A 26,520-nucleotide genomic window follows, 5' to 3' on the forward strand; every position below is an offset into this window, starting at 1 on the left:
CCGGGTATGCTCGATCTGTTTTTAGGAAAAGCTTATTTTGTAGTTGAAAAGCCCAGGGAGCGCAGGGTGATGCCGGAGCCCTTGAGAAGATCAGCCCAATATGGAACAGCCATATCCAGAGTGTCATTTGCAATTTCGGAAGCATCTTTTTGTGTCAGGATCTCATAAGGATCTGTAAGCTTGGAAGAACTGATCCTGGGAGCGGCCTCTGTAACACAGACTGTGCCAGGCAGAATTGCCGATTCTGCCGGGAGTATGGCCAGTACAAAGACTGTCATCAGAGATATCAGGATTTTTTTCCATTTTTTCATAGCGATCCCTCCTTCGAAAAAATATGATGATTCTCTTTATTAATTGATTATAAGTAAAATTCCGGAGAAGGGCATTGGCATTTGTGACAGTAACTTTGTTATAAAGAAGAGAAGAAGTTATGTATGCTGTTCCCGATAGGCGGAAGGGGTGATCCCCATTTTCTTTTTGAAGCTGGTGCTGAAATAATATTGATTGGCATAACCACATTTCAGGCTGATCTCCTTCAGACTCATAGTAGTCGTAGTCAGATAACGGGCGGCTGCGGAAATTCGCTGAGATGTGATAAAGTCACTGAGACTGATCCCCTGATTTTTTTTGAAAAGAGCACTTAAATAAGCTGGGCTTACATTGGCAGAGGCAGCAATGTCATTGAGGCAGAGCGTATTGTCAGTGTAGTGTTCGTTGATATAGGAAATCACCAGTTCACAGAGCTTCTGGTGATAATCATTCATGGAGGAATCAAGCTTCCGACATAAAAGATGGCACAGATCCTTCAGCCATTGACATAGCTCTTCCGTATTATGAAACTCATTTATGTGGTTGTAAACATACAAAATTTTAGCTTCAAGGTCATGCGTATCCAGATTTAATTCATAGAAAAATTTCAGGATCCGGCCAAGAAGAGAATAAATCTGTATGAAAGCGAAATTCTTTGTGCGAAATTTCTGAGTGAGCCAGTCGGAAAAATTCTGAAACCAGAGATCTATGGCAGCGGTATCCTTTTTGCAGAGAAGCCGGATCAGTTCATCCTCCTTTGTATCTGAAAAATCTGCAACAGACAGATCGGAACCCAGAGCCTCTCTTCCGTCAAAGATATTCTGATGCGGGAAAAAGAATCTGTATTCCAGTGCATGTACGGCGCTTTTATAAGAATGGTTCAGGTTCCAAAAATCCTGGACAATTGTTCCAATACCTGCGTTGAGAGAAAGTCCCAGTGGCTGGCAGGCATCTGCGATTGAGGAAATAAGTCCGCTGGTAAGCTGGCGGAAGCTGTTGGACTGACAGCCGCTGTGTCCCAGAATGCACAGATAGCCATCCATATCCGGGAGAAGATACACAAAATCAAGAGAAGCGGTTTCCTCAGTTATCAGATCCTGAAGGTTGAAAAGCTCCATCTGAAACTTTTCAATCCCGTAAACAGCTTTTAGATCCGGAGCATTTTCAAGCTCCAGAATAACAACTGTATAAAAATCATAATTCAGCTCCAGGTTCAGATACTTAAGATAAGGCTTCAGTCGGTAGGCTGCTTCAGAAGACGGAAGGTGTGTGATCTCGCGGAAAAATTTTTCCGTAAGAAGAGGCCTGCTTTGTTTCAGAAGCTGGAGATTTTTCTGTTCCTTTTCCATCAGTGCAAAAGCGTTTTTTACCTTCTGGATAAGATAGGCATAATCCAGAGGCTTTTCGATATAATCCAGAGCACCGAGGAGCAGAGCGCGTCTTGCATATTCAAATTTATCATAGGCACTGATCAGGATGATCTTCACCATAGGATTGATCTCAAGAGCTTGACGGCTCATGGAAATGCCGTCAAGATCAGGCATTTCAATGTCAGAAATGATCAGATCTGCCGGTTCTTTTTTCATGGCTTCGATAGCAGAGGTTCCATTGTAGCAGACATGGATGATCTCTGCATTCAGTGTTTCCCAGTCTATGTTTTTTTCGATACCTTCTGCAGATAAGTAATTATCATCTACGATCATTATTTTTTTCATCGATATCTTCCTCCATCTGTTCGAATTCAATGGTGACGTATGTGCCGTTTCCGGGGTTGCTGCGGATCCTTACGGAACCGTTTCCGTATAATGGGTTGGAAATACGGGAACTTACGTTGGAAATTCCAAAATGATTCTCATAATCAATAACATTATGCTCAATAGCATGGCGCAGCTGTGCAAGGGTTTCGGAGTCCATGCCGGCACCGTTGTCCTCAATGGAGATCACAACCGTATCATCGCCATAAAGAACATGGATCGAAATGAAAACAGCTGGTGTGCCCGAAGAAATCCCGTGCAGAATGGAATTTTCGAGAAATGGCTGAAGTGTAAACTTGCAGATCAGGAAATTTTCGATTCCATCTTCTGCTTCGATCTCCCAGTCCAGATTATCTTTATGACAGAGCTTTTCCATTTCCAGATAAAGCCGGGCAATTTCCAATTCATCTTTAATAGGAATAAGTTCCTTTGATTTACGCAGGGTAAGACGGTAAAAGGCAGTCAGATTTGCAATCATCTGATCAGCAATGTCAAGCTTTCCAAGGGACTGGCAGGTACGGATCGATCCCAGGATATTGTAAAGAAAATGCGGATTGATCTGTGACTGGAGCAGCTGGTATTTCAGACGTTCTTCGTTTACGGAAAGATTTACAATGGACTTCAGGTTTCCGGCTATTGTGTGCTGCATATCTTCAAAGGTGATGCCCAGTCTGTCAATCTCATCATACCTGGAAGGATCATCCGGGTGGGGAACAGTAACGATAGATAGATGTTCCGGGTCATATCCCAGCTGAAAGGCTTCCATTGCATAGGAAAGTGCAGTGATCTTCCGGGTAAGATTTTCGGAAAACAGGATAACGATGATAACAGTAAGGAGCAAGAAAATAAGGACAGTGATCAGTAAGGCACGGATCAGGATGTGCGTGTTGCCCTGAATATAGCTTTCCGGGATTTCGGTAACATGAAGCCAGCCATTGCTTAAGGTGCAGCAGTTATAATATTTGTCGCCGCTGTGAAAAGAAGAATCTGCATTTCCTTTGAGTTTCTGAAACTGTGCTTTGGAAATTCCGGATAAATTCAGTGAGGATGTATTTTTTGCTGCAATCTCTCCGTGATCTGTGAGAATGTAGCTGTATATGCGGGAATCCAAAGCAGCAGGCTGCAGATAAGTGGTAAGCTCTGAGGTGTCCAGAGCAATGCCGTAGGCGTATTCCAGAATACCGGTGGCCTGATTTTTCAGTGCCCGGACGCAGAGGATCACATCGGCAGATGATTTTTTTGTGGACAGTATTTTAGGCAGAGGCATATTGGAAACCGGTATCCAGACAGAGGAAAAGCCTGAACCGGAAACAATATTTTTATCCAGACCATATGCAGAAAGCTCATCTGTGGAAAAGAAGTACAGGCTTTCTTTTGAACCGAGCTGATCGGGCTGCAGAAAAACATATATATGGAAGAAATCGAATGTGGATTTATACAGCGAAATATTGTTTTTTACAGTGGTGAATTTTTTCAGTGCATCTACCTTATTAGAGGAAGGCTGATTTAGGGAGTACATTTGAAACTGTATGGTATCTGCTACATTTTCAACCTGACCGAGGCGGTCGTTCAGCTGAGAGACCAGCTGCTTGTCAGTCATTACGGCAGAATCGATGATACGATCTCTGGCAATGTTATAGGAAATGTGATAGCTGATGAAGGTCAGGGAAATCAGAGGTACCATAGTTGCGATCAGAAATGCGAGCAGGAGCTTATAGCGAAATGAGGAAAAAATGGGTGGGATACATTTGTGGAATTTCATAGTACATATTCTCCTTTATGTCAAAAACAAATTAATGAAACCGAATCCAGCTGTGAAAAAAGCCGTTACAAATATAGATTATATAAAAGGATTATAAAAAATTAACAACAAAAATACAAGAGAACGAAAAATAATATAAATAAATCATAAAATATTGTATTTAGAATGAGGGGGCTCTCTGGTATCCTTAAACCATCAAAAACAGGTGTGGACAAACACGAAAATGTCCAGAAAGGAAGAAAGATATGAAGAAAAAAGTAATGAGTGCAGTTTTGGCAGCAGCGATGGTTGTGGGTATGGCAGGTAACGTGGTTACTGTTTCCGCAAAGGAAAAATATGATCTTACCTTATACAGCGTCAACACCACAGACCCGGATTTTGAGGACTGGCTTGCAAATGTGGAAGATGCCACGGGCCTGAACATTAATGTAATTGCGGCACCTACAGATACAGATACCCGTCAGCAGAAGATCACCACAATGCTTTCCACAGGAGATACTTCCGTGGATGTCATTGAGATCAACGATGAGATGAGCGCGGCATTTAAAAATTCCGGATGGCTGGAAGGACTGAACGATACAGTAATGACAGATGATATCGCTGATCAGTTTGCCCAGGGATATGTAAAGGATATGATCACAGATAAGGACGGAAACATCGTCGGTGTTCCAGGCTATACAGGATATCTTGCATTCTGGGTAAATCAGGAGATCATGGATGAGGTCGGAATCAAATCCATTGATACAAAAGAGGATTTCATGAAGTATATGAAGGCTGTTTCCAAGGACGGAAGATTCGGCTACGGCGGTTCCTGGGAGAAAACCTATGCATTTAACGAGCTTGCACAGTTTGTAAACATGTTCGGCGGCGATTATTTTGACTGGACCAAAGAGGAAAACAAGGAAGCAGTTCAGTTCCTTCACGATCTGGTTGCTAATAAAGAAACATCCATCGAACAGATTGCAGATAAATATGACCAGATGAATCCGAAGATCAATGACGGAAAATACGGATGCTGGTTTATGTGGGGGCTTGGAACAGATTATGCAAAGGCAGATATGCTTGGCGCAGATAAGATCCACATGGAAATGGTACCGGATTTCAGCGGCAAGGGAGAGCGTGCGATCTTTACAGATTCCTGGAGCTATGTTCTCAACAAAGCATCCAAGAATAAAGATGCAGCTGTGAAATTCCTCCAGTATATGGCTGATGAAGGCGGAATGGAAGCTTCCTATAAAGCATTTGACAGATATCCTGCAAGAAAGGATGTTGCAGAGAAGGTAGTTCCGGATTCTGACCCGGCAAAAGAAATGTACAGCAGATATGCAAATGAATGCAATGTACAGGGACGTCCGATGGTGGCACAGACAATGGAATTTATCAGCGATATGGGAACAATCTTCCAGTCCTGTATGAAAGACGAGATTACAGTTGATGAGTTCTGCAAGAAGGCTCAGGATGTGGTAGATATGTATAAGTAAAAGATATAAAAAAACAGCAATGTAAAGCAGAGGTAAAAGTCTGCTTTACATTGCTTGATGAACAGGGAGGAAAGTTCCATGACAATAAGCAAAAAAAATATGAAGTGGATACCATGGCTTTTGATCCTGCCGGTTGTACTGATTCGAGGTTTTACAACAGTATATCCCATTCTGATGACTGTGAAAAACAGCTTCTTTAATATCAGTATCCTTGCAGGTATCAATGAATTTATAGGCTTCAAGAATTACCTGAAGGTATTTTCTGATCCTAAAGTGCTCACATCGATCAGCTTTACGGCAATATTTGTGGTTGCTTCCATGATCTTTCATGTGATCCTCGGAGTTATCCTGGCACTGATCCTGAATATGAAATTCAAAGGCCGCCGTTTTCTGAGGACCATCGTGCTGATCCCGTGGGCTATGCCTGCAGTAGTAGCCGGTATGGCTGCAAAATGGGCATTTAACAATGATTATGGTCTGATCAATGATTTTATCCGCTGGTTTGTACCGGGTTACCAGAACAGCTGGCTGATCAATACAGGTACTGCAAGAGCAGCGGTAATTGCAATGGACCTGTGGAAGGACCTTCCGTTCTTTGCAATTCTTGTACTTTCCGGACTTCAGTTTATTTCCGGCGATATCTATGAGGCAGCAAAGGTAGACGGTGCAAACGGGATCCAGAGCTTTTTCCGGATCACACTTCCGCTGATCGCAAAAAATGTCCTGACTTTATGTATTCCGTTCACACTCTGGAGACTGACAACCTTCGATCTGGTTTATTCCATGACATCTGGAGGCCCTGGAGAGGATACTGCGCTGATCGCATACAGAATCACAACAGAAGCATTTACAAATCTAAACGTAGGATATGCTTCGGCGCTGGCTATGCTGCTGTTTGTTGTAATGGCGATCTTCAGCTGGCTGAATATACGTGTTATGAATAAGTTTGACAGTTAGGGGGAATTATCGTGAAGAATACAGGAAAATATAATGTTTATCATGGAGTGGTAGCCGTTGGAAGATGGGTTCTGTTTGCAGTTGTGGCTTTTCTGATCCTGTTCCCGGTTTACTGGATCTTTATTTCTTCGATCACACCGTCAGGAGAACTGTTTAAAACACCGATCGATTATCTTCCGGATCATCCCACACTGGAAAGCTATAAATTTCTGATACAGAATGTAGGACTGCTTTCAAAGATCGGAAATACAGTTCTGATCGTAGGCATTACACTTGTGATCAGTACCGTGCTGTGTGCAATGGCTGCCTATGGCTTCTCAAGATTTAACTCAAAGGGAGTTTCTGTTGCATTTGCGTTTGTTCTGGCTACCATGCTGATCCCTGAGGTTGTCACAGCCCGCCCGCTGTATGAGTTTATGCAGAAGGTAAAGCTGTATGATACATATCCGGGACTTATCCTTCTTTATATCAGTACCGTTATACCGTTTACGGTTCTGATCCTCAGAAACTTTGTCGGTGAGATCCCGATCTCACTGGAGGAGGCAGCTGCTATTGACGGCGCATCTTTTTCACAGAGACTGTTTACGATCGTTCTGCCGCTGATGAAGCCGGCAATCGCTACGGTTTGCATTATCAACTTTATTACCTGTCTGAATAACTTTTTCACACCGTTGTTTTATTCAAATGGTATTCAGGTACTTTCTGTTTCCATCGTACAGCTTCCGTTACGTGACAACATGTATGGAGTTCCGTGGGATCTTGTCAGCGCCATGGGATGGATCATCCTTCTTCCGATCATTATCTTTGTAGCTGTTTTTGAGAAACAGATCATGGATGGTATCATGGCAGGTGGAGTAAAAGCGTAAATATTTTTAATTTCCAAAAGAGAGGAGAAAACAGATATGTATCAGGCATTTACAGGCGGACTGGGAGGGATCGCACTTGCAAAGCATGGAAAAAGCCGTGCGATTAATGCAGAAAATCCTCATGGAGAAAAAGGCAGAGGCGGTATGGCTGCAAGTCATCTCGGACCGTCCAGAAAAGGAAGCCCGTGTCTTAAGGATATTGAGCCGGGAGCTGTGGTAACTCTGGCAGAAATGGAAGGACCGGGACAGATCAATCATATTTGGATCACCGTCGACAACAAGACTACAGAGGCAGATTGCTTTGTACTGAGGGATCTTGTGATCCGTATGTACTGGGATGACGAGGAAACTCCTTCCGTGGAAAGTCCTCTGGGTGATTTCTTCTGCTGCGGATTCGGAAGAGAATGTTTTGTAAATTCTGTTCCGGTGGCTGTTGTTCCAAACAGGGGCTTTAACTGCTATTTCCCGATGCCGTTTAAGAAGAAAGCAAAGATCACACTGGAAAACCAGCATGCAAATAAAATCCCGGCTTTCTTTTATCAGGTAGATTACTGTCTCTATGATGAGCTTCCGGACGATATTGCTTATTTCCATGCGCAGTGGAGAAGGGAACGGTTGACAGAAAAAACAAAAGATTATACAATTTTGGATGGAGTAAAAGGAAAAGGCCATTATATAGGAACCTACATGGCACTTACCACACTGGAACGTTACTGGTGGGGCGAGGGAGAAATGAAGTTTTATATTGACGGAGATGAGGAGTATCCGACCATCTGCGGAACAGGAACGGAAGATTACTTTGGAGGTTCCTGGAGCTTTGCCAAACAGGTGGATGGAAAAACCGTGGAACAGAATTATAACACACCGTATCTGGGATATCCGTATTATTCTGCTCATGACGAACTGATCCACAATTTTTATCACAATGATGACTGCCCGCCAATGCGAGGCTTTTACAGATGGCACTTACAGGATCCGATCTGCTTTGAAGAGGATCTTCGCGTTACGATCCAGCAGATAGGCGTCGGATACCGTGGCCTGTTTGAACGACAGGATGATGTAGCAAGTGTAGCGTACTGGTATCAGACACTTCCTCATGCACCGTTCCAGCCGTTGATGTCAAAAGAGGATAGATGGCCCAGATAAAAAGGGTGGTAGAGATTGAAAAAACAGGTATTTTGCGGGGTATTTGCCCTGGCTCTGGCAGTGACAGGATGTGGAGTCCAGAAGAAGGAGGCTGTATCTGATATTGTGCCGGAGAACAGACAGGAACTGACGATCCTTCATGTGGATGCAGGCGCAGAAGGCTTTGATTCTTTTATCAGCCAGGCGGAAAAGGATCTTGGAATAAAGATCCATATTGAAAAATGTCCGGCCAATGCGGACAACCGCCAGGCCAAAATAGCAACTCTTCTGACATCAGGAGATGATTCTGTTGATCTGATCACAGTAAATGATGAGATGATATCCGAATTTAAACATAGGGGATTTCTTCTTCCGTTGGAAGATACGGTTATGACAGAGGAGACAGCGGCGAATTTTCCGCAGGAATACCTGAAAGAAATATGCATGTCAGACGGACATATTTTTTCGGTACCGTTCAAAATGGATATCATGGCATTCTGGGTGAACCAGGAATTGCTGGATCAGGCTGGTCTGGACAGACTCTCCTGTCTCAGTGATCTTGAGATCCTTCAGAAAAAGCTTCAGAATACGGGAAAATATGCATACGGGGATGCATGGGAGATTTCCTACATATATAACAGTATCAGCGAGTATGTCAATTTTTTCGGAGGAGATTATACAGACTGGACGGATCCGAAAACCAGAGAAGCGGCAGGATATATGAAGCGAATGCTGGATACAGGGATGATATCAGAGGAGAATCTGATCGACCAGCATGATCAGCTGAATGAAAAATTTATAAACGGCCAGTATGGATGTATGTTCATGTATACCGGTGCGTTGAGGACCTTTCAGAATGCAGGCGTATATGGAAAAGATAAGATCCATATGGCACCATTTCCGGAATTTGACGAGAAGGTGACCAATATCGCAACCTGGCAGTATGTACTGAATAAAAATTCTGATCATAAAGAAGCAGCTCTGAAGTTCCTTCAGTATGTGTCCGGATATGAGGCCAGTAAAAATTACGGACAGCTGACAAAAATGTGTCCGGCAAGACTGGATGTGATCGAGGATAAGAGTTTTGAGCTGGAGGGAATTGAAATGATTCGGCAATATCTGAAAGATTATAAGCTGAAGGCAAGACCACTGTGTGCCGATTCCATAGAAGCTGTTTCGTCCATGGGGACGGAGTTTCAGAAATATGTGCTGGGACAGAAAACAGAAACGGAATTTTTTGCCGGGGCACAGAACTGCATAGACCAGTATTACAAAAAAGCATCGTACTGATGCTTTTTTTGTTTTGAAAAAATAAGAACTTTTTTTCAAAACATATTGACAAATATTTTACATGGTGATATCTTAAAGACTGTAGATGTTAGCACTCCACCAAAATGAGTGCTAACAGATATAAAAAAAGAATCAACATCCGTCAGGAAAAACAAAAAGGAAAGGAGATGGCTTCATGGAAGAGGTGTTGAATGAGCGCAAACGAAAAATATTACAGGCAATCATCAAGACCTATATGGAGACCGGAGAACCGGTTGGATCCAGAACCATTTCCAAGTATGCGGATCTCAATGTAAGTTCCGCAACGATCCGAAATGAAATGTCAGACCTGACAGATATGGGCTATATCGTCCAGCCTCATACCTCGGCAGGAAGAATCCCTTCCGATAAAGGCTACAGACTTTATGTTAATGAGCTGATGAAGGAGAAGGAAGCAGAGGTTGCCGAGTTACGGGATCTGATCATTGAGAAGACAGATAAGATGGATAAGGTGCTTAAGAAAGTTGCGAAGGTTCTTGCCTCCAATACCAATTATGCCACCATGGTTTCTGTTCCACAGTACAGCGGCAACAAGATCAAGTTCATCCAGCTGTCGAGAATGAGCGAGCTTCAGCTTGTGGCAGTGGTTGTCAGTGACAACAACACAGTCCGGAACCAGATCATCAATCTGGATGAGGAAATGGACGACCAGACGATCCTGAAACTGAATCTTCTTCTTAACACCAATCTCAATGGGATCCCGATCCAGGATATCAACCTTGGGATGATCGCCAGACTGAAGGAACAGGCAGGCAGCCACAGCGGTGTGGTGGCAACGGTTCTGGATGCAGTGGCAGCCACCATTCATGTGGAAGAGGAAGATATGGAGATCTATACTTCAGGTGCAACTAACATCTTCAAGTATCCGGAGCTTGCCGATAAAGAGAAGGCAACGGAGCTGATCTCCGCATTTGAGGAGAAGCATGAACTTGCCGATCTTGTAAAAGAACAGATGTCAGATGGAGAGAATACAGGAATCCAGGTTTACATCGGTGATGAGATGCCGATCCAGACCATGAAGGACTGTAGCATTGTAACTGCCAGATATGAACTGGGAGACGGAATGTACGGAACCATCGGGATCATCGGTCCCAAACGAATGGATTATGAGAATGTAGTGGACAGTCTGAAGGAACTGAAGAATCATCTGGATGACGTTTTGAAAAAGAAGAAAACTTAGAAAGGCGGTAGAAAAAAAGTGTCGGAGGAAACAAAGAAAACATCCGAAGAGCAGGAAGCGGAGAAGGAAATCCCCGTAACTGACGGAGATCAGGAAGAAGAAAACCTGACACCGGAGGGAGAAGATCTGCCGGAGGAAGAAAACAATACTCCAGGCGAAGAAGCTGCCTCAGAGGATAAAAAAGAAGAAAAATCAAAAACTTCCTTCTTCGGAAAGAAGAAAAAAGATAAATCTGAGCAGAAGGTGGAGGAACTTACCGATCGCCTGAAGCGTACCATGGCTGAATTTGATAATTTCCGTAAAAGAACGGAAAAAGAAAAATCCAGCATGTACATCATCGGAGCAAAAGAGATCGTTGAAAAGATCCTGCCGGTTGTGGATAACTTCGAAAGAGGTCTTGCACAGGCACAGGAAGGTGATGCTTTTGCAGATGGAATGAAAATGATCTACAAGCAGCTTACCACAACACTGGATGAGCTTGGTGTGAAGCCGATCGAAGCAGTGGGAAAGGAATTCAACCCGGATTTCCATAATGCAGTGATGCATGTGGAGGATGAAGAGGTTGGAGAGAACATCGTGGTGGAAGAATTCCAGAAGGGTTACACCTACAAGGATTTCGTAGTACGCCACAGTATGGTGAAGGTTGCGAACTAACTGACAACAAACTTTATTTTAACAGATACAGACTAAAACAGGAGGAAAAAATCATGGGAAAGATTATTGGTATTGACTTAGGTACAACAAACAGCTGTGTAGCCGTAATGGAAGGTGGACAGCCGACAGTTATCGCAAATACAGAAGGCGCAAGAACAACACCATCCGTTGTAGCATTCACAAAAACAGGAGAGCGTCTGGTAGGTGAGCCTGCAAAACGTCAGGCAGTTACAAATGCAGACAGAACGATCTCCTCTATCAAAAGAGAGATGGGTACCGATTACCGTGTAACCATCGATGACAAGAAATATTCTCCACAGGAGATCTCCGCAATGATCCTTCAGAAACTGAAAAAGGATGCAGAGGCATATCTTGGTGAGAAAGTAACAGAGGCAGTTATCACAGTTCCGGCTTACTTCAACGATGCTCAGCGTCAGGCTACCAAAGATGCAGGTAAGATCGCAGGTCTTGATGTAAAACGTATCATCAACGAGCCTACAGCAGCAGCTCTTGCATATGGTCTTGACAATGAGAAAGAGCAGAAGATCATGGTATACGACCTTGGCGGTGGTACATTTGATGTATCTGTGATCGAGATTGGTGATGGCGTTATCGAGGTTCTTTCCACAGCTGGTAACAACCGTCTTGGTGGAGATGACTTTGATAAGAAAGTTACAGATTACATGCTTTCCGAGTTCAAGAGAACAGAGGGCGTAGATCTTAGCAACGATAAGATGGCTCTTCAGAGACTGAAAGAGGCAGCTGAGAAAGCTAAGAAAGAGCTTTCTTCCGCAACAACAACAAACATCAACCTTCCGTTCATCACAGCTACAGCTGAGGGACCGAAGCATTTTGATATGAACCTTACAAGAGCTAAATTTGATGAGCTGACACATGATCTTGTAGAGATGACTGCAGAGCCGGTTCGCCGTGCACTGTCTGATGCAGGTATCACAGCTTCCGAGCTTGGCCAGGTACTTCTGGTTGGTGGTTCTTCCCGTATCCCGGCTGTACAGGATAAGGTAAGACAGTTAACTGGCAAAGAGCCAAGCAAGAACCTGAACCCGGATGAGTGTGTTGCACTTGGTGCTTCCGTACAGGGTGGTAAACTTGCAGGTGATGCAGGTGCCGGTGATATCCTTCTTCTGGATGTTACTCCACTGTCACTGTCCATCGAGACAATGGGTGGTATCGCAACTCGTCTGATCGAGAGAAATACTACAATTCCTACAAAGAAGAGCCAGATCTTCTCTACAGCAGCAGATAACCAGACAGCTGTAGATATCAACGTTGTACAGGGCGAGCGTCAGTTCGCAAAGGACAACAAATCCCTCGGCCAGTTCCGTCTGGATGGAATCCCGCCAGCACGTCGTGGAGTTCCGCAGATTGAGGTAACATTTGATATTGATGCCAACGGTATCGTTAATGTATCCGCTAAAGACCTTGGAACAGGTAAAGAGCAGCACATCACAATCACAGCTGGTTCCAATATGTCCGATTCCGATATCGACAAAGCTGTCAAAGAAGCAGCTGAGTTCGAGGCTCAGGATAAGAAACGTAAAGAGGCGATCGACACAAGAAACAATGCAGACTCCATGGTATTCCAGGTTGAGAATGCTCTGAAGGAAGCTGGCGACAAGCTTGACGCAAACGATAAAGCAAGTGTTGAGGCTGACCTCAATGCACTGAAAGATCTTCTTGCACAGACAGCAAATGCTCAGGAGCTTACTGATTCTCAGGTTGCAGATATCAAAGCTGCACAGGAGAAGATGATGGAGAGCGCTCAGAAACTGTTCTCCAAGATGTATGAGCAGACTCAGGGAGCTCAGGGTCAGGCTGGTCCTGGACCGGATATGGGCAACATGGGCGGAAACGCTGGTGCTCAGGGCGGAAATGAAGCAGGATACGGCGATGATGTTGTAGATGCTGATTACAAGGAAGTCTAAGACAAGTAGGAAATAATTACAATGGCTGATAAAAGAGATTATTATGAAGTCTTAGGTGTGGATAAAAACGCCGACGACGCAACATTAAAAAAAGCATATCGTAAGCTGGCCAAGAAATATCACCCGGATGTAAATCCGGGTGATAAAGAGGCTGAAGCGAAATTCAAAGAGGCGACAGAGGCTTACTCCGTTTTAAGTGATGCCGACAAGAGAAGACAGTATGATCAGTTTGGTCATGCAGCATTCGAAAACGGCGGCGGAGGCGGTGCCGGCGGCTTTGGTGGATTCGACTTCAACGGTGCGGATATGGGAGACATCTTCGGAGATATCTTCGGAGACCTGTTCGGCGGCGGAGGCAGAACCAGACGGGCCAACAATGGACCGATGAAGGGTGCCAACCTTCGTGCACGTGTGAACATTACTTTTGAGGAAGCGGTTTTCGGATGCGAGAAAGAGCTGGAGATCGTTCTGAAGGATGAGTGTACCACATGTCACGGAACCGGAGCGAAACCTGGAACATCACCGGTCACATGTCCGAAATGTAAAGGCCAGGGTCAGATCGTTTACACTCAGCAGTCCATGTTTGGTATGGTACGTAATGTTCAGACCTGTCCGGACTGTAATGGAACCGGTAAGGTGATCAAGGATAAATGCAGCGCCTGCCGTGGAACCGGATATACCTCTTCCAGAAAGAAGATCCAGGTATCTGTACCGGCCGGTATCGACAATGGCCAGTGCATCCGTATCCGTGAAAAAGGTGAGCCGGGAACCAACGGCGGTCCGAGAGGAGATCTGCTGGTTGAGGTAAATGTAGCCCGTCATCCGATCTTCCAGAGACAGGATATGAATATCTTTTCAACAGCTCCGATCACATTTGCACAGGCTGCACTTGGCGGTGAGATGCGTATCAATACGGTAGACGGTGAGGTTTCCTATGAGGTGAAACCGGGAACACAGACGGATACAAGAATCCGCCTGAAGGGCAAAGGTGTTCCGTCATTACGTAACAAGAACGTTCGTGGTGACCACTATGTAACCCTGGTAGTCCAGACTCCGACAAATCTCAATGAGGAAGCAAAGAAAGCTCTGGAAGCTTTTGATGCGGCATGTGGAAACCGTCCGTCAGAGGACAGCACATCCGAGACTTCCGAAAAAACCGAAAAGAAGAAAAAAGGTTTCCGTGAGAAAGTTAAGGAAATGTTTGAGGAATAAATAAAGTGAAAACAGGAAAGAGGCACAAAATGCCTCTTTCTTTTTTTTCTGTATTCGTGTATATTAAAAGAAGTGCCCGTTTTCGGGACAATAGAAAACAGGCGACAGACTGGAATGAAAATCCGTAAATGTGTATACAGCATAAGGAGATATAAAAGATGAAATGGAACCGTTTTACACTTAAGACAAAAACAGAGGCAGAGGATATTGTGATCTGTACACTCGCCGAGGTGGGAATTGAAGGTGTGGAAATCCAGGATAAACAGCCGCTGACCGATGAGGACAAAGCGCAGATGTTCGTGGATATCATGCCGGAAGGACCAGCAGATGACGGGATCGCATATCTGAACTTCTATCTGGAAGAGGATGCGGATACCGAGGCAATTCTGAAAGATGTGAAGGCTGCACTGGAGGATCTGAGAAGCTTTGTGGATATCGGAGAGGCAACCATCACAGAATCCCAGACAGAGGATAAGGACTGGATCAATAACTGGAAACAGTACTTCCATCAGTTCTATGTAGACGATATTCTGATCGTACCGTCCTGGGAAGAAGTGAAGGCAGAAGATAAGGACAAGATGATCCTCCACATTGATCCGGGAACTGCCTTTGGTACAGGAATGCATGAGACCACACAGCTTGTGATCCGTCAGTTGAAGAAATTTGTGAAGCCGGGAATGGAGATCCTTGATGTGGGAACCGGAAGTGGAATCCTGGGGATCGTTGCACTGAAGCTTGGTGCAGGTCATGTGGTTGGTACAGACCTTGATCCCTGTGCAGTTCCGGCAGTATCTGAGAACAAGGAGGCCAACCAGATCGAGGAGAAATCCTTTGACATGATGATCGGAAACATCATCGATGACAAAGAAGTTCAGGAACAGGTCGGATATGAGAAATATGATATCGTAACTGCAAATATCCTGGCAGATGTTCTGGTACCGTTGACTCCGGTGATCGTTGCACAGATGAAAAAAGGCGCTTACTACATTACATCAGGCATTCTGGATGTAAAGGAGGATGTCGTAGTGAAGGCTGTAAAAGACGCCGGACTGACGCTTGTTGAGGTGACTCATCAGGGCGAGTGGGTATCTGTGACAGCAAGAAAGGACTGATCTCATGCAGCGATTTTTTGTGGAACCTCATCAGATCGACAGGGACAGACATGAGATCCGTATCACAGGAAATGATGTCAATCATATTGTCAATGTGCTCCGCATGAAAAAAGACGAGGAGCTCTGGATCAGCGACAAGGAAAAAGAATATCACTGTGTGATCGAAAACGCGGGGGAGGATGAAGTCCTGCTTCATATCCTCTATGTACAGGAGCCGGATTATGAGCTGCAGAACCGTATTTATCTTTTTCAGGGACTGCCGAAGGCTGATAAGATGGAGCTGATCATCCAGAAGGCAGTAGAGCTTGGAGCATATTCCGTAGTTCCGGTTTCAACCAGACGCTGCGTGGTAAAACTGGATAACAAAAAAGCAGAAAAAAAAGTATCCCGCTGGCAGCAGATCGCAGAAAGTGCGGCAAAACAGTCCAAGCGTATGCTGGTGCCGGAGGTACATTCTGTGATGACCTTTAAAGAAGCCCTTGTCTATGCAAAAGAACTGGACGTTCTATTGATCCCTTATGAGCTTGCAAAGGGAATGAAAGAGACGAAAGAACTGATCCGGTCGATCGAACCGGGAAAAAGCATCGGTGTCTTTATCGGCCCTGAGGGTGGTTTTGAAGAGCAGGAAGTGGCAGATGCCATGGAAGCCGGTGCGAAACCCATCACCCTGGGACACCGGATCTTACGGACAGAAACCGCGGGACTCGCAGTACTTTCTGTTCTGATGTTTCAACTGGAGGATGAATAGATTATGGAAGCATATTTTGACAATTCCGCGACAACGAGATGCTTCGATGAAGTAAAGGATATTGTCTGCAAAACCATGACAGGAGATTTCGGAAATCCTTCTGCCATGCATAAAAAGGGAATGGAAGCGGAGAATTATGTCCGCAGAAGTGCCCAGACCCTTGCAAAATTACTGAAAGTGAATGAAAAAGAGATTCTTTTTACCTCCGGTGGAACAGAATCGGATAACCTTGCTATCATCGGTGGTGTGGAAGCCAATAAGCGAATGGGAAACCATATCATCACAACTGCAGTAGAGCATGCAGCAGTGGCCCAGCCTTTTGCTTATCTGAAGGAACAGGGCTATGAGGTGACCATTCTTCCTGTTGATCATCAGGGCGTTGTAAGGCTGGATGCACTGGAAGCGGCTCTGCGCCCGGATACGATCCTGGTGTCTGTGATGTATGTGAACAATGAAGTGGGAGCTGTGATGCCGGTAGAAGAGATCGGAAAGCTCGTCCACGAAAAAAGCCCGAAAGCACTTTTTCATGTAGATGCCATCCAGGCATTCGGAAAGTACCGTATTTACCCGAAAAAACTGGGAATCGACCTTTTATCTGTAAGCAGCCATAAGATCCACGGACCAAAGGGTGTGGGCTTCCTCTACATCAACGAAAAAGTAAGAGTACAGCCACAGATCCTTGGCGGCGGACAGCAGAACGGTATGCGTTCCGGAACAGACAATGTACCGGGAATCGCAGGCCTTGGCGTTGCCGCAGAGATGGTATATACGGATTTTGATAAAAAAATACAGCACCTTTATGACCTGAAAGAACGGATGGCAGAGGGACTTTCAAAGCTTGGAGACATCACCATCAACGGAATGCCTTTAAGAGAAGGGGCACCGCACATCATGAGCGTGACTTTTCATGGAGTCCGAAGCGAAGTCCTGCTCCATACACTGGAAGAATTCGGAGTATATATTTCCGCAGGAAGTGCATGCTCCAGTCATAAGAGAAAACCGAGTGCAACACTGACAGCTATGGGACTTTCAAGAGCGGATGTGGAGAGTACCGTCCGTATCAGTTTCTGTGAGGAAAATACCTTTGAAGAGGTAGATTACTGCCTGGAAGCACTGGGAAAAACAATTCCGATGCTGCGCAGGTATGCACGTCGATAGAGAATACAGAAGAAAGGGATTTTTATGTTAGTACATGCATTTCTGATCAAATATGCGGAAATTGCCCTTAAGGGAAAAAACCGCTATCGTTTTGAAGATGCTCTCGTACATCAGATGGAGATCGCACTCTCCAAGATCGAGGGAGATTTTGAAGTAAAAAAAGAGCAGGGAAGAGTTTATGTATTCTGCCCGGAGAACTATGATTACGATGAGGCTGTAGATGCGCTGCAGCATGTATTCGGTATTGTAGGCATCTGCCCGGTTATGATCTATGAAGAACAGGGCTTTGAGAAGCTTGCCGAAGATGTTGTGGGTTATATGAAGCAGTGGCATCCGGACTTTAACGGAAGCTTCAAGGTCTGGACACGCCGCGCAAAGAAATCCTATCCGATCAGCTCCATGGAAGTCAGTGCTGAGCTTGGCGGACGTATCTTGGATGCGTTCCCGGAGGCAAGTGTAGATGTTCATCATCCGGAGCTGGATCTTTCTGTTGAGATCCGTGACAAGATTTACGTATATTCCCAGACTATTCCGGGCGCAGGCGGAATGCCCATCGGAACAAACGGAAAAGCCATGCTTCTTCTTTCCGGTGGGATCGACAGTCCGGTTGCCGGCTATATGATCGCAAAACGTGGTGTCAAGATCGATGCGGTATATTTCCATGCACCGCCCTACACCAGTGAGCGCGCAAAACAGAAGGTAGTGGATCTTGCCCGCCTGGTAGCCAAATACAGCGGACCGATCCGTCTCCATGTAGTTAACTTTACAGATATACAGCTTTATATTTATGATCAGTGTCCTCATGATGAGCTTACTATTATCATGAGAAGATATATGATGCGTATTGCCGAGCATTTCGCTAAAAAAGACCGTTGTCTCGGACTTATCACAGGTGAGAGTATCGGACAGGTTGCAAGCCAGACCTTACAGAGCCTTGCTTCTACAAATGAGGTCTGCACACTTCCGGTATATCGTCCGGTGATCGGCTTTGATAAAGAGGAGATCGTCCGTATTTCCAGAAAGATCGATACCTTTGAGACTTCTATTCAGCCGTTTGAGGATTGCTGTACCATCTTTGTAGCGAAACATCCTGTAACAAAGCCGAATCTTAAGGTGATCCGCCGTTCTGAGCAGAAGCTTTCTGAGAAGATCGATGAGCTTATGGAAACGGCTCTGAATACCACAGAGATCATTGAAATTCAGTGATCCGTTTTTAGATAAGAAAAAACAAACAGGGAACCTCGCTGCAGAGGTTCCCTGGAATTACCGATATATCAGGAAAAGGGAGTTCATTGAGAACAGAAGGATTCTGAAAGCATGAAAAAAGAGGAACTGTATCCGATACAGTTCCTCTCAAATATACAGTATAGATTAGTCGATTGTATATTTGGAAATAATCTGCATTACGTTATCCAGAGCAGCGCCATCTGCATGGATGTTGAGGTCGATCGGCTTGGAAAGATCCAGGCTGAAGATACCCATGATGGATTTTGCATCGATCACATATCTTCCGGATACTAAATCAAAATCGCAGTCGAATTTGCTGATCTCGTTTACGAATGCTTTCACCTTATCGATGGAATTCAGTGAGATTTTAGCTGTTTTCATTATAATAACCTCCCTTGATAAATTTTTGTTGTTTTACAGCTTTCATCTTACCTGTCAGTACCTAAAAAGTCAAGGTGAAAAGAGATAAAAATTGTTTTAATAATTAGTTAAAGTGTAAAAAAAGTGAGGAAAAATGGGAAATAAAGTTGCATTACACAACCTGGGCTGCAAAGTAAATGCCTATGAGATCGAGGCCATGCAGCAGCTTCTGGAGGAGGCGGGATATGAGATTGTGCCTTTTGAGCCGGGAGCGGATATTTATGTGATCAATACCTGCACAGTAACCAATATTGCAGACAGAAAATCAAGACAGATGCTCCACAAAGCAAAAAAAATGAATCCGGAAGCGATCGTGGTGGCAACGGGCTGTTATGTACAGACCGGTGGCGAGAAACTGGAAAAAGACGAAGCCATTGATCTTGTTCTGGGAAATAACCAGAAGATCAATATTGTGGAGGCACTAGCCGAATATGCGGAAAACAAACCGGGCCATGGTTCCCATGTGATCAAGATCAATCAGACAAAAGAGTATGAGAAACTTTCCATTGATCATACAGCAGAACATGTAAGGGCATATATCAAGGTTCAGGACGGATGCAATCAGTTCTGTACGTACTGTATCATTCCCTATGCAAGAGGCCGTGTCAGAAGCCGGAATATTGAAAGTGTGCTGAAGGAGGTCCGTGCACTTGCGGAAAAAGGGTATAAGGAAGTGGTCCTTACAGGAATCCATTTAAGCTCCTATGGAGTGGATTTCCCGGAGGAGAAAAAAGAGACACTGCTTTCTCTGATCCGTGCTGTGCATGAGATCGAAGGGATCAGGCGTATCCGTCTGGGATCGCTGGAACCGGGAATCGTTACAAGAGAATTTGCGGAAGGGATCGCGGCGCTGCCGAAGGTATGCCCGCATTTCCATCTTTCCCTGCAGAGTGGCTGTGATGAGACCCTGGAGAGGATGAACCGCAGATATAGAAGCGGGGAATACAGAGAGCGCTGTGAGCTTTTAAGAGAAGTGTATGGAAATCCGGCACTGACAACGGATGTGATCGTAGGCTTTCCGCAGGAATCGGAGGAAGAATTCCGGAAATCCTATGATTTTGTGGACAGCATCCGTTTTTATGAGACTCATATCTTCAAATATTCCAGAAGACAGGGAACAAAGGCGGCTGCCATGGACGGACAGCTGACAGAGGCGGAGAAATCCTTCCGCAGTGAGAAGATGATCGAGCTGCATCATCGTCATGCAGGGGATTATGAGAAATCCATGCTTGGCAAAAACCTGGAGGTACTGATCGAGGAAGAGTATACAAAGGATGGACGGACCTGGTATCTGGGACACAGCCGGGAGTATATAAAAACTGCTGTACCGAAATCGGAAGCTTATGGCGTAAATGATATCGTAATCGTAAAGGCAGAAGGCTTTCTTGAAGAGCATATCATGACCGGTGAAGCCGTGGAGTGAAGAACGGGATCGTATGTTGAAAGGTTGTTTGTTCACTGGTAATATTTTGCGAAGCGTGTTACTGAGAACGGAGTGAACAGTAACGTTGACAGTTTGTATTCGCAATCCTCGTTAAATTTAAGATTGTAATTTATGTAAATTTATATTAAAATAAAAAAGAATATATTTTAAGGACGTGAGAGACAATGGCAGAGAATAATCTGGGAAATACACAGTATTTCAGAACAAAACCGGATCAGGAGCTTCAGGTAAAAGAAGTCCTGGATCTGGTGTACAATGCAATGGATGAGAAGGGCTACAATCCGGTGAATCAGATCGTAGGATATATTATGTCCGGAGACCCGACCTACATCACAAGCCACAAGGGTGCGAGAAGCATGATCATGAAGGTGGAGCGTGATGAGCTGGTAGAGGAGCTTCTCACCGAGTATATCAAGAATAAGTCCTGGGAACGGTAATATGAGAGTACTGGGACTGGACTATGGCTCGAAGACCGTTGGGGTTGCAGTGAGCGATCCCCTTGGTCTGACAGCCCAAGGTGTGGAAACCGTATGGCGCAAGCAGGAAAACAAGCTTCGTCGTACTCTGGCACGTATTGAAGAGATCATTTCGGAGTATCAGGTTACGGAGATCGTTCTGGGATACCCGAAAAATATGAACAATACAGTAGGAGAGCGGGCCGAGAAATCTCTGGAGTTTAAGGAAATGCTGGAGAAACGTACGGGTCTGCCTGTTGTTATGTGGGATGAGAGACTGACTACCATGGCGGCAGACCGTACTCTGGAGGAGACCGGTGTGCATAAGGAAGACCGTAAACAGTATCTGGATCAGGTAGCAGCAGTCTTTATCCTGCAGGGATATCTGGATGCTGCCGCACACAGAAGAGAGCAGCAGGAAGGCGTGGAAGAATGATCGGAAACGCAAATAGATATTTTGAGCGGATCAGGTAGCAAATGCGGATTGTGAATATCCGCTTGACAAGAACGGATAAGGAAGAATTAAATATGGAAAAAATAATATTTCAGTCAGACGACGGCACAGCTGCTGAGTTTTACGTAGAGGAGCAGACCAATATTGCGGGTGTGACTTATCTTTTGGTGTCCGATTCACAGGATGAGGAAGCAGACGCATATATTCTGAAGGATATTTCAGCTCCGGGAAGCACAGAAGCCTGTTATGAGATGGTCGAGGATGATGACGAACTTCAGGCTGTATATGCAGTTTTTCAGCAGATGCTGGATGACGTGAATTTTGAATGGAGGAGCGATTTTTGAAAAGCGAGAACAACGATGACAACAAAAATGCGGAGAGCAGAGTACAAGTTTCCGCAGGCGGTGCCAGAAGAACCGCAGCAAGACAAAAGAATGCCGGATCAAGAACAAGACAGTATCGTGGTGGCAGCAAAAACCGTCAGGATAAGCCTTTCCGGCCAACAGCAAAGAAAACAGCAGCCGGTGGCGCTGTAAAAAACAGCAGAAACACACAGAAACCGGCAAAGACCGGCGGTAGGCCATCCGGTCGGAAAACCGGCCGCAGAACAACATCCAAGCTTAAGATCATACCGCTTGGCGGTCTGGAGCAGATCGGAATGAACATTACCGCTTTTGAGTATGGCGACAGTATTGTAGTTGTAGACTGTGGTCTTTCTTTCCCTGAGGACGATATGTTGGGAATCGATCTGGTCATTCCGGATGTAACATACCTTAAGGAAAATATTTCCAAGGTGAAGGGATTTGTGATCACTCATGGACATGAGGATCATATCGGAGCTCTTCCGTATGTGTTGAAAGAGATCAATGTTCCGATCTATGCTACCAAGCTGACACTGGGACTGATCCGCAACAAACTGAAAGAGCATAACCTTATGCGTTCTACCAAATTGAAAGAGGTAAAACACGGGCAGGTGATCAATCTTGGGGATTTCGCTGTGGAATTTATCAAAACGAATCACAGTATCCAGGATGCATCCGCACTTGCTATTTATTCACCGGTGGGAATCGTGATACACACAGGAGACTTTAAAGTTGATTATACACCGGTATTTGGAGATGCCATCGATCTGCAGCGTTTTGCAGAGATCGGTAAAAAGGGTGTGCTTGCACTGATGTGTGAGAGTACCAATGCAGAGAGACCGGGATTTACAATGTCCGAGCGTACAGTGGGACATGTATTTGATAATCTTTTTAATGAGTACCGTACATCCAGGATCATCATTGCAACCTTTGCGTCCAACGTGGATCGTGTGCAGCAGATCATTAACACTGCATACCGGTTCGGAAGAAAGGTTGCTGTGGAAGGCCGCAGTATGGTCAATGTTATTTCCGTAGCGTCAGAGCTTGGCTATCTGCAGATCCCGGAGAACACACTGATCGAGATCGATCAGGTGAAGAATTATCCGGACGACAAGGTGGTTCTGATCACAACCGGAAGCCAGGGTGAGTCCATGGCGGCACTTTCCCGTATGGCAGCCAATATCCATAAGAAGATTACGATCAAGCCTAACGATACCATCATTTTCAGCTCCAATCCGATCCCCGGAAATGAAAAGGCAGTTTCTAAGGTCATCAACGAACTGTCTATGAAGGGAGCCAAGGTTATTTTCCAGGATGTCCATGTTTCCGGACATGCCTGCCAGGAGGAGATCAAGCTGATCTACTCCCTCGTAAAACCGAAATATGCCATTCCAATCCATGGTGAGTACCGTCATCTGACTGCACAGAAACACATTGTGGAAGATCTGGGAATCCCGAAGGAGAATATTTTTATCCTTTCTTCCGGAAATGTTCTGGAGTTGGACGGACAGGATGCCAAGGTGACAGGAAGCGTTCATACAGGTGCGATCTTCGTAGACGGACTTGGCGTTGGCGATGTGGGAAATATCGTACTCCGTGACCGTCAGCACCTGTCTGAAGATGGAATCATGATCGTAGTTATGACACTGGAGCGCCACAGTAATGTAGTTCTCGCAGGTCCGGATATCGTTTCCAGAGGTTTTGTGTATGTAAGAGAATCTGAGGATCTTATGGAGCATGCCAGACAGGTTGTGGAAACTGCACTGGATTCCTGCCTGGAGAACAATATCACGGACTGGGGCAAGATCAAAACCGAGGTCAAGGATGCCCTTGGAGAGTATCTGTGGAAACGGACCAAGAGAAATCCTATGATCCTGCCTATCATTATGGAGGCGTAGGTTCATGGATGAGATCAGCATGGAGATCGAGAAGCTTCTCGATGCTGTGCACAGAAGCGATGAATATCAGGAATATCAGAAACAGGCAGCCCAGCTTGAAGCGGATCCTGAGCTGAAAGCCAGAGTGATGAGATTCCGTGGAGATAATTTCAGACTGCAGAATCATTCAGACAAGGATGAGCTGTTCCATATTGCGGAACAGCTCAATCAGGAGTCTGCAAGTCTGAGACAGAACCTGAAAGTAAATGCCTATCTCGACGCAGAGCTTGCGCTGTGCAGACTGATGCAGCGGATATGCAGGACGCTGGTGGACGGGATCGACATACAGATTCCTGACTTATAGGAGGAAAGACTATGGCAGACACAAGAGACAAGGTTGGCAGGGCCGGCGTTTTTCTGGCTGGAGGGGTATTTAAAACCGCTGTATATATCTTTATTATCGTATTTCTGATCTGGGTTGGAAAATCAGCATATCAGTTTGGCTACGATGTGTTTAACCAGCAGGCTATGAGCCCGGGAGAGGGACAGCAGGTCACGGTAGTCATAAAAGAAGGTGCCTCTGCATATAAAGTAGGCAAGACACTGGAGCAGAAGGGTCTTATCAAGGATGCGCTTGCATTTACCATACAGGAAAGAATGTCCGCATATCACGGACAGATCAAAGCAGGTACATACCTTCTCAGTACAGCTTATACACCGACCAGGATCATTGCAGTGCTGTCAGGAGAAGAGAGCAAGGAAGGATCGAACAGCCAGTGATCGTAGAAGAACGCATGCAGACCTATATCAATTCACTGGATATGGGGAATACTCCATTTCTGCAGGAGTTGGAGACAAAGGCACTTGCAGACCGGGTGCCGATCATCCGGAGAGATATGCAGAGCTTTATGAGGATGCTTCTGGCACTGAAACAACCGAAGCGCATTTTGGAGGTGGGGACTGCCGTAGGCTTCTCCACACTTCTTATGTGTGAGTATGGGCCGGAAGATATGGAAATTGTTACCATAGAGAATTATGAAAAAAGAATTCCTGTCGCAAAGGATAATTTCAGGCGCGCAGGAAGAGAGTCACAGATCACGCTTTTTGAGGGAGATGCCGGAGAAATCCTGAAGAATCTTACCGGAACCTTTGATATGATCTTCATGGACGCAGCCAAGGGCCAGTATATCCACTGGCTTCCTGACGTGCTGAGACTGATGAAAGAGGGAAGCGTGCTGGTATCTGACAACGTGCTGCAGGAAGGGGATATTATTGAATCTCATTATCTTGTGGAACGGCGTAACCGTACAATCTATAAAAGAATGAGAGAATATCTCTGGCAGCTGACTCACAGCCCGGTGCTTCGTACATCGGTGCTTCCTCTTGGAGACGGAGCGGCTGTAAGTGTAAAAACAGGAGAACAGGTTTATGAAACGACCAGAACTATTGGTTCCGGCGAGCAGCCTTGAGGTTTTAAAGGTTGCCGTCATATATGGTGCAGATGCTGTTTACATCGGCGGAGAAGCTTTTGGACTTCGTGCAAAGGCTAAGAATTTTTCAAAAGAAGATATGTGTGAGGGAATCGCATTTGCCCATTCCCATGGTGTAAAGGTTTATGTGACAGTAAACATCCTGGCGCATAACCGTGATCTTGAGGGTGTAAGGGAATATCTTCAGGAACTGAAGGAGATCGGACCGGACGCACTGATCATCGCAGATCCGGGAATCTTTATGTATGCAAAGGAAATCTGCCCGGAGATCGAGCGTCACATCAGTACACAGGCAAATAATACCAATTATGAGACTTACCGTTTCTGGTATAACCTTGGTGCCAAACGTGTGGTAAGTGCAAGAGAGCTTTCTCTGGAAGAGATCCGGGAGATTCGGGCACATATTCCGGAGGATATGGAGATTGAAACGTTTATTCACGGTGCCATGTGCATTTCCTATTCCGGAAGATGTCTTCTCAGTAACTTTATGGCAGGAAGAGATGCCAATCAGGGAGCCTGTACCCATCCCTGCAGATGGAAATATTCTGTTGTGGAGGAGAAGCGTCCGGGAGAATACATGCCGGTATTTGAAAATGAGAGAGGAACTTTTATTTTTAATTCCAAGGATCTCTGTATGGTAGAACATATGGAAGATATCCTTACAAGCGGTATTGACAGCCTGAAGATCGAAGGACGTATGAAAACAGCTCTTTATGTGGCAACAGTGGCAAGAACCTACCGCAAAGCCATTGACGACTGTGTGGAAAGTCCGGAAAAATATCATGCAAATATGCCGTGGTATCAGGAGCAGATCTCAAACTGTACCTACCGTCAGTTTACCACCGGATTTTTCTACGGAAAGCCGGATGAGAATACCCAGATCTATGACAGCAACACATATGTAAGAGAATACACATATCTTGGATTTGCAGAAGAGATCGATGAGAGAGGTCTGGCAAGACTGACACAGAGAAACAAGTTTTCTGTAGGAGAGACCATCGAAATCATGAAACCGGACGGAAGGAATATTCCGGTCACAGTGGAAGCCATTTATAATGAAGAGGGCGAAGCTATGGAGAGTGCACCACATGCTCAGCAGAGGATCTATGTGAAACTGACTGAGATGCCGGAGGTATTTGATATTCTCCGAAGAGGTGAATGATCCGAAAGGGTGGATAAGAGAGTAAAGGGGAGAACG

At 45.2% G+C, this 26,520-nt stretch carries 26 protein-coding genes; 22 read left to right on the forward strand and 4 right to left on the reverse strand.

Annotation, left to right across the window (positions count from 1 at the left end; genetic code table 11):
* Window positions 1-32: 32 nt before the first annotated feature.
* The 3 genes from BLP57_RS09525 to BLP57_RS09530 all read right to left on the reverse strand — a co-directional run bounded on the left by BLP57_RS09525 (window position 33) and on the right by BLP57_RS09530 (window position 3,825).
* Window positions 33-311: a hypothetical protein gene (locus BLP57_RS09525; RefSeq protein WP_092071262.1), complete on the reverse strand. Its 279-nt coding sequence runs from the start codon at window positions 309-311 to the stop codon at window positions 33-35.
* A 117-nt stretch (window positions 312-428) separates the two neighbouring features.
* Window positions 429-2,024, reverse strand: a complete 1,596-nt coding sequence (locus BLP57_RS17645) for a response regulator (RefSeq protein WP_021652321.1) — start codon at window positions 2,022-2,024, stop codon at window positions 429-431.
* Entirely contained in the window at window positions 1,999-3,825 is a 1,827-nt protein-coding gene (locus BLP57_RS09530) for a sensor histidine kinase (protein WP_242872595.1), read from the reverse strand. The genes BLP57_RS17645 and BLP57_RS09530 overlap by 26 nt, the downstream gene beginning before the upstream one ends.
* 245 nt (window positions 3,826-4,070) lie before the next feature.
* Between BLP57_RS09530 and BLP57_RS09535 the strand changes: the two genes are divergently transcribed.
* From BLP57_RS09535 to thiI, 13 genes are all read left to right on the forward strand, one after another.
* The gene (locus BLP57_RS09535; protein ID WP_092071267.1) at window positions 4,071-5,306 is read left to right on the forward strand and encodes an ABC transporter substrate-binding protein; all 1,236 of its coding nucleotides are present in this window, start codon (window positions 4,071-4,073) and stop codon (window positions 5,304-5,306) included.
* A 78-nt stretch (window positions 5,307-5,384) separates the two neighbouring features.
* Window positions 5,385-6,263, forward strand: a complete 879-nt coding sequence (locus BLP57_RS09540; RefSeq protein ID WP_044961978.1) for a carbohydrate ABC transporter permease — start codon at window positions 5,385-5,387, stop codon at window positions 6,261-6,263.
* A gap of 11 nt (window positions 6,264-6,274) precedes the next feature.
* The gene (locus tag BLP57_RS09545) at window positions 6,275-7,129 is read left to right on the forward strand and encodes a carbohydrate ABC transporter permease (RefSeq protein ID WP_021652326.1); all 855 of its coding nucleotides are present in this window, start codon (window positions 6,275-6,277) and stop codon (window positions 7,127-7,129) included.
* 36 nt (window positions 7,130-7,165) lie between these two features.
* Window positions 7,166-8,275 carry a glycoside hydrolase family 172 protein gene (locus tag BLP57_RS09550; RefSeq protein WP_021976674.1) on the forward strand — a complete coding sequence of 370 codons (1,110 nt, stop codon included), beginning with the start codon at window positions 7,166-7,168 and terminating at the stop codon, window positions 8,273-8,275.
* Window positions 8,276-8,290: 15 nt separating this feature from the next.
* Window positions 8,291-9,544 (forward strand): ABC transporter substrate-binding protein, encoded by a 1,254-nt coding sequence (locus BLP57_RS09555; RefSeq protein ID WP_242872596.1) that lies wholly within the window; start codon window positions 8,291-8,293, stop codon window positions 9,542-9,544.
* Window positions 9,545-9,719: 175 nt separating this feature from the next.
* Entirely contained in the window at window positions 9,720-10,763 is a 1,044-nt protein-coding gene (gene hrcA / locus BLP57_RS09560) for a heat-inducible transcriptional repressor HrcA (protein ID WP_092071271.1), read from the forward strand.
* Between the two features lie 18 nt (window positions 10,764-10,781).
* On the forward strand, window positions 10,782-11,417 hold the full coding sequence (grpE, locus tag BLP57_RS09565; protein WP_059085388.1) for a nucleotide exchange factor GrpE: 636 nt from the start codon (window positions 10,782-10,784) through the stop codon (window positions 11,415-11,417).
* 53 nt (window positions 11,418-11,470) lie between these two features.
* Window positions 11,471-13,363, forward strand: coding sequence for a molecular chaperone DnaK (dnaK, locus tag BLP57_RS09570; protein ID WP_015527076.1), 1,893 nt, complete (start codon window positions 11,471-11,473; stop codon window positions 13,361-13,363).
* 21 nt (window positions 13,364-13,384) lie between these two features.
* On the forward strand, window positions 13,385-14,575 hold the full coding sequence (dnaJ, locus tag BLP57_RS09575) for a molecular chaperone DnaJ (protein WP_021652330.1): 1,191 nt from the start codon (window positions 13,385-13,387) through the stop codon (window positions 14,573-14,575).
* Between the two features lie 158 nt (window positions 14,576-14,733).
* Window positions 14,734-15,687, forward strand: coding sequence for a 50S ribosomal protein L11 methyltransferase (gene prmA, locus BLP57_RS09580; protein WP_015527080.1), 954 nt, complete (start codon window positions 14,734-14,736; stop codon window positions 15,685-15,687).
* A 4-nt stretch (window positions 15,688-15,691) separates the two neighbouring features.
* Window positions 15,692-16,435, forward strand: coding sequence for a 16S rRNA (uracil(1498)-N(3))-methyltransferase (locus BLP57_RS09585; protein WP_092071274.1), 744 nt, complete (start codon window positions 15,692-15,694; stop codon window positions 16,433-16,435).
* 3 nt (window positions 16,436-16,438) lie between these two features.
* Window positions 16,439-17,593, forward strand: a complete 1,155-nt coding sequence (locus BLP57_RS09590; RefSeq protein WP_092071277.1) for a cysteine desulfurase family protein — start codon at window positions 16,439-16,441, stop codon at window positions 17,591-17,593.
* Window positions 17,594-17,617: 24 nt separating this feature from the next.
* A complete protein-coding gene (thiI, locus tag BLP57_RS09595) occupies window positions 17,618-18,799 on the forward strand; it encodes a tRNA uracil 4-sulfurtransferase ThiI (protein ID WP_015527083.1) in 1,182 nt (393 codons plus the stop codon).
* A gap of 165 nt (window positions 18,800-18,964) precedes the next feature.
* Here the strand turns inward: thiI and BLP57_RS09600 are convergent, their stop codons facing one another.
* Complete coding sequence (locus BLP57_RS09600) at window positions 18,965-19,201, reverse strand: HPr family phosphocarrier protein (protein WP_015527084.1); 237 nt, start codon at window positions 19,199-19,201, stop codon at window positions 18,965-18,967.
* A 133-nt stretch (window positions 19,202-19,334) separates the two neighbouring features.
* Between BLP57_RS09600 and mtaB the strand changes: the two genes are divergently transcribed.
* The 9 genes from mtaB to BLP57_RS09645 all read left to right on the forward strand — a co-directional run bounded on the left by mtaB (window position 19,335) and on the right by BLP57_RS09645 (window position 26,484).
* Window positions 19,335-20,663 carry a tRNA (N(6)-L-threonylcarbamoyladenosine(37)-C(2))-methylthiotransferase MtaB gene (gene mtaB, locus BLP57_RS09605; protein ID WP_092071279.1) on the forward strand — a complete coding sequence of 443 codons (1,329 nt, stop codon included), beginning with the start codon at window positions 19,335-19,337 and terminating at the stop codon, window positions 20,661-20,663.
* A 185-nt stretch (window positions 20,664-20,848) separates the two neighbouring features.
* Window positions 20,849-21,121, forward strand: coding sequence for an IreB family regulatory phosphoprotein (locus tag BLP57_RS09610; protein ID WP_015527087.1), 273 nt, complete (start codon window positions 20,849-20,851; stop codon window positions 21,119-21,121).
* A gap of 1 nt (window position 21,122) precedes the next feature.
* On the forward strand, window positions 21,123-21,575 hold the full coding sequence (ruvX, locus tag BLP57_RS09615; RefSeq protein WP_092071282.1) for a Holliday junction resolvase RuvX: 453 nt from the start codon (window positions 21,123-21,125) through the stop codon (window positions 21,573-21,575).
* A gap of 92 nt (window positions 21,576-21,667) precedes the next feature.
* Window positions 21,668-21,937: a DUF1292 domain-containing protein gene (locus BLP57_RS09620; RefSeq protein ID WP_059086846.1), complete on the forward strand. Its 270-nt coding sequence runs from the start codon at window positions 21,668-21,670 to the stop codon at window positions 21,935-21,937.
* A 281-nt stretch (window positions 21,938-22,218) separates the two neighbouring features.
* Window positions 22,219-23,853 (forward strand): ribonuclease J, encoded by a 1,635-nt coding sequence (locus BLP57_RS09625; RefSeq protein ID WP_044962008.1) that lies wholly within the window; start codon window positions 22,219-22,221, stop codon window positions 23,851-23,853.
* Between the two features lie 4 nt (window positions 23,854-23,857).
* Window positions 23,858-24,196 (forward strand): YlbF family regulator, encoded by a 339-nt coding sequence (locus BLP57_RS09630; RefSeq protein ID WP_015527090.1) that lies wholly within the window; start codon window positions 23,858-23,860, stop codon window positions 24,194-24,196.
* 11 nt (window positions 24,197-24,207) lie between these two features.
* On the forward strand, window positions 24,208-24,612 hold the full coding sequence (locus BLP57_RS09635) for an endolytic transglycosylase MltG (protein ID WP_015527091.1): 405 nt from the start codon (window positions 24,208-24,210) through the stop codon (window positions 24,610-24,612).
* Window positions 24,609-25,301, forward strand: coding sequence for an O-methyltransferase (locus tag BLP57_RS09640; protein ID WP_092071285.1), 693 nt, complete (start codon window positions 24,609-24,611; stop codon window positions 25,299-25,301). Before BLP57_RS09635 ends, BLP57_RS09640 begins: the two co-directional genes overlap by 4 nt.
* Complete coding sequence (locus tag BLP57_RS09645) at window positions 25,261-26,484, forward strand: peptidase U32 family protein (protein ID WP_092071288.1); 1,224 nt, start codon at window positions 25,261-25,263, stop codon at window positions 26,482-26,484. The genes BLP57_RS09640 and BLP57_RS09645 overlap by 41 nt, the downstream gene beginning before the upstream one ends.
* Window positions 26,485-26,520 lie beyond the last annotated feature (36 nt).

Source organism: Blautia sp. SF-50, from assembly GCF_900101315.1.
Taxonomy (GTDB): domain Bacteria; phylum Bacillota; class Clostridia; order Lachnospirales; family Lachnospiraceae; genus Blautia_A; species Blautia_A fusiformis.

Excerpts from the sequence above, each read along its gene's own strand:
- mtaB (WP_092071279.1), top strand. The coding sequence starts at position 19,335 with ATGGGAAATAAAGTTGCATTACACAACCTGGGCTGCAAAGTAAATGCC.
- BLP57_RS09610 (WP_015527087.1), top strand. The coding sequence starts at position 20,849 with ATGGCAGAGAATAATCTGGGAAATACACAGTATTTCAGAACAAAACCG.
- BLP57_RS09630 (WP_015527090.1), top strand. The coding sequence starts at position 23,858 with ATGGATGAGATCAGCATGGAGATCGAGAAGCTTCTCGATGCTGTGCAC.
- BLP57_RS09590 (WP_092071277.1), top strand. The coding sequence starts at position 16,439 with ATGGAAGCATATTTTGACAATTCCGCGACAACGAGATGCTTCGATGAA.
- dnaK (WP_015527076.1), top strand. The coding sequence starts at position 11,471 with ATGGGAAAGATTATTGGTATTGACTTAGGTACAACAAACAGCTGTGTA.
- BLP57_RS09530 (WP_242872595.1), bottom strand. The coding sequence starts at position 3,825 with ATGAAATTCCACAAATGTATCCCACCCATTTTTTCCTCATTTCGCTAT.
- BLP57_RS09550 (WP_021976674.1), top strand. The coding sequence starts at position 7,166 with ATGTATCAGGCATTTACAGGCGGACTGGGAGGGATCGCACTTGCAAAG.
- BLP57_RS09525 (WP_092071262.1), bottom strand. The coding sequence starts at position 311 with ATGAAAAAATGGAAAAAAATCCTGATATCTCTGATGACAGTCTTTGTA.
- BLP57_RS09645 (WP_092071288.1), top strand. The coding sequence starts at position 25,261 with ATGAAACGACCAGAACTATTGGTTCCGGCGAGCAGCCTTGAGGTTTTA.
- ruvX (WP_092071282.1), top strand. The coding sequence starts at position 21,123 with ATGAGAGTACTGGGACTGGACTATGGCTCGAAGACCGTTGGGGTTGCA.
- BLP57_RS17645 (WP_021652321.1), bottom strand. The coding sequence starts at position 2,024 with ATGAAAAAAATAATGATCGTAGATGATAATTACTTATCTGCAGAAGGT.
- hrcA (WP_092071271.1), top strand. The coding sequence starts at position 9,720 with ATGGAAGAGGTGTTGAATGAGCGCAAACGAAAAATATTACAGGCAATC.
- BLP57_RS09540 (WP_044961978.1), top strand. The coding sequence starts at position 5,385 with ATGACAATAAGCAAAAAAAATATGAAGTGGATACCATGGCTTTTGATC.
- thiI (WP_015527083.1), top strand. The coding sequence starts at position 17,618 with ATGTTAGTACATGCATTTCTGATCAAATATGCGGAAATTGCCCTTAAG.
- prmA (WP_015527080.1), top strand. The coding sequence starts at position 14,734 with ATGAAATGGAACCGTTTTACACTTAAGACAAAAACAGAGGCAGAGGAT.
- BLP57_RS09635 (WP_015527091.1), top strand. The coding sequence starts at position 24,208 with ATGGCAGACACAAGAGACAAGGTTGGCAGGGCCGGCGTTTTTCTGGCT.
- dnaJ (WP_021652330.1), top strand. The coding sequence starts at position 13,385 with ATGGCTGATAAAAGAGATTATTATGAAGTCTTAGGTGTGGATAAAAAC.
- BLP57_RS09620 (WP_059086846.1), top strand. The coding sequence starts at position 21,668 with ATGGAAAAAATAATATTTCAGTCAGACGACGGCACAGCTGCTGAGTTT.
- BLP57_RS09585 (WP_092071274.1), top strand. The coding sequence starts at position 15,692 with ATGCAGCGATTTTTTGTGGAACCTCATCAGATCGACAGGGACAGACAT.
- BLP57_RS09535 (WP_092071267.1), top strand. The coding sequence starts at position 4,071 with ATGAAGAAAAAAGTAATGAGTGCAGTTTTGGCAGCAGCGATGGTTGTG.
- BLP57_RS09600 (WP_015527084.1), bottom strand. The coding sequence starts at position 19,201 with ATGAAAACAGCTAAAATCTCACTGAATTCCATCGATAAGGTGAAAGCA.